The 10,345-nt window shown below is 72.9% G+C and carries 10 protein-coding genes and 2 tRNA genes; 4 read left to right on the top strand and 8 right to left on the bottom strand.

Annotated features, from left to right (window positions below; all coding sequences use genetic code 11):
• Positions 1-41 precede the first annotated feature (41 nt).
• Positions 42-521, bottom strand: a complete 480-nt coding sequence (locus ACSMHG_RS06060) for a methylated-DNA--[protein]-cysteine S-methyltransferase (protein ID WP_435742663.1) — start codon at positions 519-521, stop codon at positions 42-44.
• A 1-nt stretch (position 522) separates the two neighbouring features.
• The gene (locus tag ACSMHG_RS06055; RefSeq protein WP_435742661.1) at positions 523-2,109 is read right to left on the bottom strand and encodes an AlkA N-terminal domain-containing protein; all 1,587 of its coding nucleotides are present in this window, start codon (positions 2,107-2,109) and stop codon (positions 523-525) included.
• Positions 2,110-2,258: 149 nt separating this feature from the next.
• On the opposite strand from ACSMHG_RS06055, the gene ACSMHG_RS06050 reads away from it, so the two are divergent.
• The gene (locus tag ACSMHG_RS06050; protein WP_435742659.1) at positions 2,259-3,407 is read left to right on the top strand and encodes an LCP family protein; all 1,149 of its coding nucleotides are present in this window, start codon (positions 2,259-2,261) and stop codon (positions 3,405-3,407) included.
• A gap of 84 nt (positions 3,408-3,491) precedes the next feature.
• Here ACSMHG_RS06050 and ACSMHG_RS06045 read toward each other — a convergent pair.
• The 5 genes from ACSMHG_RS06045 to ACSMHG_RS06025 form a co-directional block, all read right to left on the bottom strand.
• Positions 3,492-3,567: transfer RNA gene (locus ACSMHG_RS06045), tRNA-Glu, on the bottom strand.
• Between the two features lie 136 nt (positions 3,568-3,703).
• Positions 3,704-3,775, bottom strand: a tRNA-Gln gene (locus ACSMHG_RS06040).
• A gap of 67 nt (positions 3,776-3,842) precedes the next feature.
• Positions 3,843-4,811, bottom strand: coding sequence for a CPBP family intramembrane glutamic endopeptidase (locus ACSMHG_RS06035; protein WP_435742656.1), 969 nt, complete (start codon positions 4,809-4,811; stop codon positions 3,843-3,845).
• A gap of 10 nt (positions 4,812-4,821) precedes the next feature.
• Positions 4,822-6,306 carry a glutamate--tRNA ligase gene (gltX, locus tag ACSMHG_RS06030; protein ID WP_435742654.1) on the bottom strand — a complete coding sequence of 495 codons (1,485 nt, stop codon included), beginning with the start codon at positions 6,304-6,306 and terminating at the stop codon, positions 4,822-4,824.
• Positions 6,307-7,116, bottom strand: a complete 810-nt coding sequence (locus ACSMHG_RS06025; RefSeq protein ID WP_435742652.1) for a fumarylacetoacetate hydrolase family protein — start codon at positions 7,114-7,116, stop codon at positions 6,307-6,309.
• 32 nt (positions 7,117-7,148) lie between these two features.
• Here ACSMHG_RS06025 and ACSMHG_RS06020 point away from each other — a divergent pair, with 32 nt between their 5' ends.
• Positions 7,149-8,138 carry a 3-methyladenine DNA glycosylase gene (locus ACSMHG_RS06020; RefSeq protein ID WP_435742649.1) on the top strand — a complete coding sequence of 330 codons (990 nt, stop codon included), beginning with the start codon at positions 7,149-7,151 and terminating at the stop codon, positions 8,136-8,138.
• Positions 8,139-8,171: 33 nt separating this feature from the next.
• Here ACSMHG_RS06020 and ACSMHG_RS06015 read toward each other — a convergent pair whose 3' ends face one another.
• Positions 8,172-8,501 (bottom strand): sigma factor, encoded by a 330-nt coding sequence (locus tag ACSMHG_RS06015; protein ID WP_435742647.1) that lies wholly within the window; start codon positions 8,499-8,501, stop codon positions 8,172-8,174.
• A gap of 199 nt (positions 8,502-8,700) precedes the next feature.
• Here ACSMHG_RS06015 and ACSMHG_RS06010 point away from each other — a divergent pair, with 199 nt between their 5' ends.
• Complete coding sequence (locus ACSMHG_RS06010) at positions 8,701-9,063, top strand: ANTAR domain-containing protein (protein WP_435742645.1); 363 nt, start codon at positions 8,701-8,703, stop codon at positions 9,061-9,063.
• Positions 9,064-9,108: 45 nt separating this feature from the next.
• Positions 9,109-10,305 (top strand): PP2C family protein-serine/threonine phosphatase, encoded by a 1,197-nt coding sequence (locus ACSMHG_RS06005; RefSeq protein WP_435742643.1) that lies wholly within the window; start codon positions 9,109-9,111, stop codon positions 10,303-10,305.
• Positions 10,306-10,345 lie beyond the last annotated feature (40 nt).

Here is a 10,345-nt window from a genome sequence, read left to right as displayed (position 1 = left end):
GCTGAGCGTGCGCCCTGGCGCACGCTCAGCAGCACGCGGCGTCAGAAGAGCCCCTCCTGCTCCAGCCCCAGCAGCAGCTGCTTGCGCGGCAGCCCGCCGGCGTACCCGGTGAGGGTGCCGTCGGCGCCGATCACCCGGTGGCACGGCACCACGATGGGGATCGGGTTGCGCCCGTTGGCCAGCCCCACGGCGCGGGAGGCCGCGGGGGTCATCCCGAGCCTCGTGGCGACCTGGCCGTAGGACGCCGTCTCGCCGTACCCGATCCCCTGCAGCGCGCGCCAGACGCGCTGCTGGAAGTCGCTGCCGACGGGCGCGAGCGGGAGGTCGAACTCCTTGAGGTCCCGCTGGAAGTACGCCGTGAGCTGGCGCGCCGCCTCCCCCAGCAGGGGGTGCCGGTCGTCCCGGTCACCGCGGACCCGGCCGTCGGCCTCGGCGAACGGCGCGAACTCGATCGCGGTGAGCGCCCCACGGTGCTCGACGAGCCGCAGCTCGCCGACCGGGCTGTCGATGATGGTCCACATGTCAGGCCTCCAGAAGGTGGTCGAGCGGGTCGGTGCGGCGCGCGACGGGCGGGCCGGTGGCGTCCGGCTCGTCGGGGACCGGCGGGATGAGCGTGCTCCAGAGGTGGAGCAGCGCGTAGGAGCGCCAGGGTCGCCAGCGGTCGGCGACGGCGGCGGGGTCGGGCACCGGCGCGCCGGGCGAGAGCGTCGTCAGCGCCCTGCGGACGCCGACGTCGGTGGGCAGGAAGATGTCGGGGTCGCCCAGGGCGCGCATCGCGACGTAGTCGGCCGTCCACGGACCGACGCCGGGGAGCTCGAGGAGCCGGCGACGCACCTCGGCACGGTCGGCCCGTCGGTCCAGCGGCACCTTGCCCGCGGCGAGCGCGGACGCCAGGCCCACGAGCGCACGACCGCGCGCCCGCGGCATCGGGAGCGTGGCCGGGTCCGCCCCGGCGAGCGCGGCGGGGCGCGGGAAGAGGTGGGTCAGGCCAGGGACGTGGGTCACCACCGGCCGGCCATGGGCCGCGACCAGCCGGCCGGTCACCGTGCGGGCCCCGGCGACGCTGACCTGCTGGCCGACCACGGTCCTCAGGGCGGTCTCGTCGCCGTCGACCTGGCCGGGGACGCGGAGACCGGGCCACCGGCGGACGAGCGCGCCGAGGAGGGCGTCGGCGCCGAGGTGCTCCGCGACCGCGAGGGGGTCGCAGTCCGCATCGAGCAGCCGGCGGACACGCTCGACGGCCGCGGTCGTGTCCCGCAGGTCGTGGAGGGTGAAGGTGGCCGGCACGAACGCGGTGCGGGCGCCCTCCAGCTCGTCGGCGAGGTCGAGGCGGACGGTGCCCGGCCCGTGCGGCAGGTCGAGCGTCCGGGCGTACCAGCCGTCGCCGGCCACCTCCACGCCGGGGACGAGGTGGTGGGCCAGGAAGTCGAGCAGCGCCCGACCCGCGAAGGGAGTGCGCACGGCCAGCCGGAGGCGGAGGACCCCGGCCTCGGACCCGACGACCGAGCGCGCATCCATCCGCCCGTCGGCCCGGCCGCCACGCAGCTGCGTCGGCGACGCGCCGTAGACCTCGCGGACCGTGTCGTTGAACTGCCGCACGCTGCTGAAGCCGGCGGCGAACGCGACGTCGGTGAAGGACAGGCCCGTGGTCTCGATCAGCACGCGCGCCGTCTGGGCCCGGCGAGCCCGAGCCAGGGCGAGGGGACCCGCGCCGAGCTCGGCCAGCAGGATCCTCGAGAGGTGACGTGGGGTGTAGCCGACCCGGCGGGCGAGGCCGTCGACGCCCTCGCGGTCGACGACGCCGTCGGCGATGAGCCGCATCGCCCGGCCCGCGACGGTGGCGGCGACGTCCCACTCCGGGCTGCCGGGGGTGGCGTCGGGCAGGCACCGCTTGCACGCCCGGAAGCCGGCGCCCTGGGCCGCGGCCGCGCTCGGGTGGAACGTCACGTTGGCGTACGCCGGGGTGCGGGCGGGGCACGACGGCCGGCAGTAGATGCCGGTCGTCCGGACGCCGGTCCAGAAGATGCCGTCGAACCGCCGGTCGCGGGCGAGCACGGCGCGGTAGCAGGACTCGGGGTCCCGGGCGTCCCTGCGCACGTCGATGGCCATGGCCCCATCCTCGCCCACTCCGCGCCGCGTGTCCGGCGGGAATCGGACACCGCCACCGGCCGCGATCCCGCAGATCCAGCAGCCCACCCGCAGGTGGCCGACCGCCCGTCACCGGGCTTGCGTCGGGGAGCCCCTGCCACGATGACCGGGTGAGCACGCGCACCTACCGCCGTACCGTCCTGCGGGTCGTCGTGCTCACCCAGCTCCTGGTCGCCGCCGTCACCGGGGCCGGCGTCGCGCTCGCCGTCCGGCAGCTCGACGAGGACCTCGCGCCCGGGCTCGCCATCCCTCGCGTGCCCGGCACGGAGCTCAAGCCGGCTGCTCCCGGCCCGCGCGAGCCGCTCAACATCCTCGTCATGGGCACCGACGACCGGACCTGCGAGGGGTGCGGCATCGACGGCGAGGAGGGCAGCGGCGGCTCGGACGTCACCATCCTGCTCCACGTCTCCGCCGACCGGCAGGAGGCGTACGGCGTGAGCCTCCCGCGCGACGCGATGATCGACCGCCCCGCGTGCGAGACCGAGACGGGCGAGACCGTGCCGGCTGCGCAGGACGTCATGTTCAACACCGCGTTCGCCGACGGCGGGCCGCTCTGCACGGTGCGGACGGTCGAGGACCTGACCGGGCTCTGGATCGACCACTTCTTGGTGCTGGACTTCGGCGCCTTCAAGGACATGGTGGACGCGCTGGGCGGCGTGACGGTCTGCCTGCCGCAGGAGGTCGACGACCCGAGCCACGGCATCCACCTCGAGGCCGGCACCCAGGTGCTCGACGGCGACCAGTCCCTCGACTACATCCGCGAGCGCACCGTCCTCTCGGCCACCGGTGACATCGGCAGGATGAAGCGGCAGCAGGCGTTCCTCGCCTCCATGGTCAACGAGCTGTTCTCGGCCGGCACCCTGAGCCAGCCGATGAAGGTGCGGGACTTCCTCAGCGCGGTCGTCGGCTCGCTCCGGGTCGACGAGGGCATCGACCAGGTCACCGAGCTGGTCGACCTCGCGATGCAGTTCCAGGAGACGGGGCTCGCTGGCATCGAGTTCGTCACCGTGCCGGTCGAGGCCTACCCGGCGGACGCGAACCGGCTGCAGTGGGCCCGCGAGGCGAAGCGGCTGTGGCGACGGACCGCCGCGGACAAACCGCTCGGCAAGGCGTTCGCCGACACCAAGATCAGCGCGGACGAGGCGCCCGGCGCTGGCGACGGCTCGGGCGGGGGCTCGGGCGGGGGCTCGGGCGGGGGCTCGGGCGGCCGAAATTCCGAGGAGGAGCGCGCCGCGCGAGCCGCCGGCCTGTGCACCTGAGGCGATCTCAGGCCCGCGAGCCAGAGGACCGGGAAACAGAGAAGGCCCAGAGCGTCATTCCTGACTGCTCTGGGCCATCCTCGGTGGTACCCCGTACGGGATTCGAACCCGTGCTTCCGGCGTGAGAGGCCAGCGTCCTGGGCCGCTAGACGAACGGGGCATGTGTTGTTCAGTTTGAACTGCTGGTGGTGCAGGGGTATTTCCTGTCGCTCTCGCGAGCGACCTGCGGAACTCTAGCCGGGGCCTTCGTCCGCACAAAATCGAGGCCCTGACCAGGAATCAAGGCTTCGATCTCGCTGGGATACTAGGACTCGAACCTAGACTAACTGGACCAGAACCAGTCGTGCTGCCAATTACACCATATCCCACTGACCAACTCGACTTAAGTCGGCCTGCTGGCGCCCTCCGCCGAGGCGGTGGGCACGGTCGAGAACCTTACACGTGAGGGATTCGGCGCTCCAAAACGGCCCGGTCCACCGTCGTCCGCAGGCCCATGCGGCGGGCCACGAGGACGGCGAGCAGCAGGTAGGTCACCGACTGGGTCAGCGTCACCGGGATGCTCCACCAGGTGCCCCCGGTCGGGTTGAGCGCCGTGGTCATGTCGCCGTACGCCAGCGCGATGCCGAAGGCGAGGAAGTTGTTGAGCACGTGCATGGCGATGCCCGCCTCGAGGCCGCCGGTGAGGATCACCAGGACGCCTGCGACGACACCGAAGGCGAACCGGTCGAAGAAGATGGGGAGGTCCTGGCCGACCCCGTGGGCGAACGCGAAGAGCAGGGCGGGGACCAGCACCGCGACCCAGCGGGCGCGGACCAGGCCGCCGAAGGCCTGGGTGAGGTACCCCCGGAAGGCGTACTCCTCCCCCGCTGCCTGCAGCGGGGTGAGCAGGACCACCACGAGCGTGAAGTCACGGACGGTGTCGGTCCAGGGGTTGAGCGTGCCGGACACCTCGGTGCCGGCGCCCTGGGCCGGCAGCAGCGCCGAGACGACCAACGTCACCAGGAGCGCCGCGATGGCCAGTCCGAAGCAGGTGGCGAACCAGCGCCAGCGCAGCCGCAGCGCCACCGACGACACCCAGCCGGGGCGCAGCCGGTGCAGCGCGAAGCCGACCAGCCACACCGCCGGGATCGCCAGCGCCCAGCCGGCGTTCACCAGCGCGAGGAACGCCGGGGTGACCGGGTCGCCCGCGAGCTGGTCGAGCGCCTCCTCCGCGGTCGTACCGCGCGCCAGCAGGTAGACGCTGAGCGCCGCGGTGAGGACCACCTGCAGGAGCAGCACGAGCACGACGAGGAGGATCACCCCGACCACCGGGCGCCACCAGCCCCGCGGGCCGAGCCGGTGCAGCCGCTCGTACGTGAGGCCCTCGTGGGTCCGCGGCGCGGGGGCGACCGCCGGCTGCGTCACGTCGCCGCCCTCAGCCGAGCGCGGCGCGGAGCCGGGACAGGCTGCGGTCGCGGCCGAGCAGCTCCATCGACTCGAAGAGCGGCGGCGAGACCCGACGCCCCGTCACCGCGACGCGCACCGGGCCGAAGGCGTTGCGCGGCTTCAGCCCGAGGCCGTCGACGAGGCTGTCCTGCAGGGCCTGCTGGATCGCCTCGGTCGTCCACTCCGGGAGCCCGTCGAGGGCGTCGTACGACGCGCGCACGGCCTCCAGGCCCTTCTCGTCGAGCAGCTTCGCGGCGTCCGCCTCGTCGCGGGCGAAGTCCTCCTCGGCGACGAAGAGGAAGCCCAGCATGTCGACGGCCTCGACGAGCTTGTTGATCCGCTCCGCCACCAGGGGCATGGCCCGGTCCAGCAGCTCCCGGTGGGCGGCGGAGCCCTCCTCGACGACCCCTGCCTCGACGAGGAACGGGAGCGCCCGCTCGGTCACCTGCTCCACCGTCAGCTGGCGCATGTGCGCGGCGTTGATCGCCTCGGCCTTCTTCAGGTCGAAGCGGGCCGGGTTGGGGTTGACGTCACCGATGTCGAAAGCCGCCACCATCTCCTCGAGCGAGAAGACGTCGCGGTCGGCGGCGATCGCCCAGCCGAGGAGGGCGAGATAGTTGAGCAGCCCCTCGGGGAGGAAGCCCTGGTCGCGGTAGGCCAGCGCGTGCGCCTCGGGGTCGCGCTTCGAGAGCTTCTTGTTGCCCTCGCCCATGACGTACGGCAGGTGCCCGAACTGCGGCACCGCCTCGCCGATGCCGAGCTCCACGAGCGCGTGGTGCAGCGGGATCTGGCGCGGGGTGCTGGAGAGCAGGTCCTCGCCGCGCAGCACGTGGGTGATCCGCATGCTCGCGTCGTCGACCGGGTTGACCAGCGTGTAGAGCGGGTCGCCGTTGGCCCGGCAGAGCGCGAAGTCGGGCACGAACCGGGTCTCGAAGGTCACCGGGCCGCGGACCAGGTCGTCCCAGGTGACCGAGCCGTCGGGCATCCGGAACCGCACGACGGGGCGGCGCCCGTCGGCCTGGAAGGCCGCGACCTGCTCAGCCGAGAGGTCGCGGCAGAAGCCGTCGTACCCCAACACCTTGGAGCCCGAAGCCTTGCGGCGCGCCTCGACCTCCTCGTTGGTGCAGTAGCAGTCGTAGGTGAACCGTGACTCCCGCAGCCGGGCCAGCACGTCGCGGTAGAGGTCGCCGCGCTCGGACTGGCGGTAGGGCCCGTGCGGGCCGCCGACCTCCGGCCCCTCGTCCCAGTCCAGGCCGAGCCACCGCATCAGCTCCAGGATGGCGGCGTAGGACTCCTGGGTGCTGCGCTCGCGGTCGGTGTCCTCGATCCGGAAGACGAAGTCGCCACCGTGGTGGCGCGCGAAGGCCCAGTTGAAGAGCGCGGTGCGGACCAGGCCGACGTGGGGGCTGCCGGTCGGGCTGGGGGCCATGCGGACGCGGACGGGCTTCTCGCCGGTCGAGCTTGTCGAGACCATTTAACGCTGTGCCACCTTGTTCGTGAGGGTGCCGAGGCCGGCGATCGAGACCTCGACCTCGTCACCGACCTCCATCGGACCGACACCCTCGGGGGTGCCGGTGAGGATGACGTCGCCGGGGAGCAGCGTCATCACGCTCGAGACGTACGACACGAGCGTCGGGACGTCGAAGATCAGGTCCGCGGTCGAGCCGTCCTGCTGGAGGTCGCCGTTGAGGTAGGTCTGCACCCGGACCCCGTCGGCGAAGTGCTGCGGGTCGAGGTCGGTCTCGATCCACGGCCCGAGCGGGCAGAAGGAGTCGAACCCCTTCGCGCGGGTGAACTGCACGTCACCCTTCTGCAGGTCGCGGGCGGTCACGTCGTTGGCGATCGTGTAGCCGTGGATGACGTCGGTCGCCTGCTCGGGCGGCACGTCCCGGCAGATCCGCCCGATGACCACCGCCAGCTCGCCCTCGAAGTGCAGGTTGCTCGTCTGCGGCGGGTAGAAGATCGGGTCGCCGGGCCCGACGACGCTGGTGTTGGGCTTGAGGAACATCAGGGGCTCGCTCGGCACGTCGTTCCCCATCTCGGCGGCGTGCGCGGCGTAGTTCCGCCCGATGCCGACCACCTTGCTGCGCGGGAGCACCGGCGCGAGGAGGCGGACGTCGGCGAGCCGGTGCTCCTGCTCGAGCAGCTTCACCCCGACGTAGAGAGGGTCACCCGCGAGGGCGACCACCACGGCGTCCTCGTCGGGCTGGCCGAACTCGTCGAGGTCGCCCGTGACGACGCCGTACTGGGGCTCCTCGCCGGTGGTGAATCTCGCGATGCGCACAGCCCGACCCTATCGACCTACCATCGACGCCCGTGGAGGTGCTGGAGGCGGCCGAGTGGCAGGCCCGGGCGGCGGCGCACGCGGCCCGCGTCGACACCTTCCTCCGCCCGCACCTGGCCCGCCGCGAGGACGGCGTGAAGCACCCCGTGCACGACTTCCTCTTCACCTACTACTCGCACCGGCCGGCGCAGCTGCGCCGCTGGCACCCCGGCCACGGCGTCGGCCTGCGCGACGCGCCCGAGCACGCCCGGCTGAAGGGCTACGTGGTCTCGACAGGCTCGACCACCGAGCACGGGTGCTCGACCACCGAGGACACCGGCTCGACCACCGAGGACACCGGCTCGACCACCGAGCACGGGTGCTCGACCACCGGGGGGCCGGTGGTCCACGTCTCCGACGAGCACGTCGCGGCGCAGCGGCCGCTGGTCGAGTCGCTGCACGCCCTGCTGAGCGCGACGGCGGGGCGTGCGCCGGCCTTCGGCTGCTTCGGCATGCACGAGTGGGCGATGGTCTACCGGCTGGCCGAGGACGAGACACGGCACGCGGCCTGGCCGCTGCGCCTCGGCCCGGACGGGACCGACGCCGTGGTGGAGTCGCACCGCGTGACCTGCTCGCACTTCGACGCCTACCGGTTCTTCACCGAGCCCGCGCGCCCACTGAACACGCTGCGGCCGACCAGTGCCGACCGGGCTGCGTTCGAGCAGCCGGGCTGCCTGCACGCGGGGATGGACCTCTACAAGCACGCATTCCGGCTGAGCCCGATGATCGACTCCGACCTGGTGGCCGACTGCTTCGAGCTGGCCTGGGACATCCGGGTCCTCGACATGCGTGCCGCGCCGTACGACCTCACCGGGCTCCGGCTGGACCACACCGGCGAGGAGTGGACCCCGGTGCGGGTGGAGACCCCGGAGGGCAAGCAGGAGTACGCCGCCCGGCAGCGCGAGTTCACCGACCGGTCGCAGGACCTCCGCCGACGGCTCGTCCTGCAGTGCGAGCAGCTGCTCGACGTCGGTCCCGCCTGACCCGCCCGGCCCCCGTCCTGGTGCGTCCGGGGGTCAGCCGCCGTGCCACGCGGGCCCCCTGCCGCCGTCCGCGCCCGAGGCTCGGCGGTGGACCGCCGCGACCATCCAGAGCAGGGCGCTGCAGCGCTGCGCGTCGAAATGCGCCGCTGCCCGCCAGATGTCGAGGTAGGCCGACGAGGCGAGGTCCTCGGCCTCGGCCGGGCTCGCCGAGAGTCGGGAGGCCACGCCGTAGAGCCGGGGGGCAGTCGCGTCGTAGATCGCCGCGAAGGCGTCCTGGTCGCCCGTCGATGCCCGCGCCAGGAGCGACTCGAGGTCGATCGAGGCCGGCTCGCTGATCCGGCCGACCGGACTGGACCGGGGCACACGACGTCCGCCGCTGCGCCGTTGTTGCCGAAGTACGCCCACCAGACCCCCCATGAGTCGTCCGGCCACCTCGTCAAGATGAGCGAACACCCCGGCGGGCGACGCTCTGCTCGCACGCGTCCTCCGGGGTCCGGGGTGGTACGACGCAGTGGTCTGCCTGGACGGTACCCATCCGGTGTGCAAGGCACACCGACGTCGAGTGGCGCGCCGCGGCGCTCCCGCTGCGTGGCTGCGCGACAAGGCGATCGGCGCGCTCAACCTGTTCGGAACGGTCCAGGCGCACTTCGACGAGGCCGACACGCGGGTGGTCCAGTCGCTGGCCGACATCGCCACCATCGCGCTGCTCCAGGAGTGCGCAGTCCTGGAGGCCGAGCGGCTGGCCGAGCAGCTGCAGCTGGCCCTGAACAGCCGCATCGTCGTGGAGCAGGCCAAGGGCGCCCTCGCCCAGCTCGAGGGATGCAGCGTCGAGGAGGCGTTCGCCCTGATGCGGGACAGCGCCCGCAGCAGCAGGCGCCGGCTCGTCGACGTGGCGCGCGACGTGCTGGCGACACCGGGAGCCTGACGCCCGCGGCCGGTAGGGCAGGCTGGGGCCCGTGGGGGGACTCTGATGGTCGACGTCAGCGCGTTCCTGCGCGCCGCGGAGAACGCCTCGCCGGCCGCAGCGGTGGCGACCGCTGCCGATCTCCTGCGGAGCTCGGTAGGAGCGGAGCAGGTGCGGTTCTGGATCGCGGACACCGCAGGTCAGGCGCTGCGGCGGCTCCCCGACGGTCAGCGCCTCGCGGTCGAGGACACTCCGGCAGGCCGCGCGTGGCGCGACCAGCGGCTGCAGTCGGACGGGGCGTGGTGGGTGCCGGTGACCGTGCGCGGCGACGCGCTGGGTGTCCTCGAGGTCGGTCTCGGTGGCAGCGACACCGTGCCCGCCGACGTGCTCGACCACCTCAGCGCCGTCGCGCACGTCCTCGGCTACATCCTGGTGGCCAACCAGCGTCACACCGACGAGTACGAGGTCGCACGTCGATCCGAGTCCTTCGCGCTGGCGATGGAGATCCAGCGGCGGCTGCTGCCCCAGGCGTTCGTCTGCGAGGGCGGGGCCTTCACCCTCTCCGGCTGGCTCGAGCCGAGCAGCACCGCCGGCGGTGACACCTTCGACTACACCGCCTCCCTGGACCGGCTCTCCGTGAGCCTCATCGACGCCGTCGGTCACCACGTCAACGCTGCCCTGCTGGCGACCTTGACCGTCAACGCCATGAGGCGGGCGAGACGCGGCGGCGGCGACCTGCACGCCCAGGCGATCGCTGCCGCCGACGCGCTGATCAGGCACGCCGAGCCGGAGGACTACGCCACCGGCGTCGTCCTCGAGGTTCCCGTCATCTCGGGCGACGACGCTGACGCAGAGGGCATGCCGGTGACCGCACGGGTGGTGAACGCGGGCCACCCGCCGCCACGCCTGAGCAGGGGCGACCAGGTCAGCACCCTCGACCTCGCACCCGACCCGCCGTTCGGCCTCGACTTCGGTCGAGGGGGCGAGGTCTACACGGTCCACGACGTCGAGCTGGAGCCGGGCGACAGGCTGGTGCTGCTCACCGACGGGATGTTCGAACGGTCGGCAGACAGCTTCGATCTGGACGGCCACATCGCCCGTACCAGGGACCTGCACCCGCGCAACGCCGCCCAGGCCATCGCGCTGGCCTTCGACAGGCACGTGGACGGCCAGCCCGAGGACGACGCGACGTTCCTCATCCTGGACTGGCACGGCGGGAGCACCGCCCGCAGCACCGACGGCGGCTCCGACAACGACCCGTGACCGATCGCAACCGCCGACCTCCTGGCGCCCTTTCGCGGTC

The organism is Nocardioides ureilyticus (assembly GCF_051280745.1).
In the GTDB taxonomy this organism is placed as follows: Bacteria; Actinomycetota; Actinomycetes; order Propionibacteriales; family Nocardioidaceae; genus Nocardioides.
Note: the sequence above shows the minus strand (reverse complement) of the source record. Positions and strands in the feature narration are given on the sequence as shown.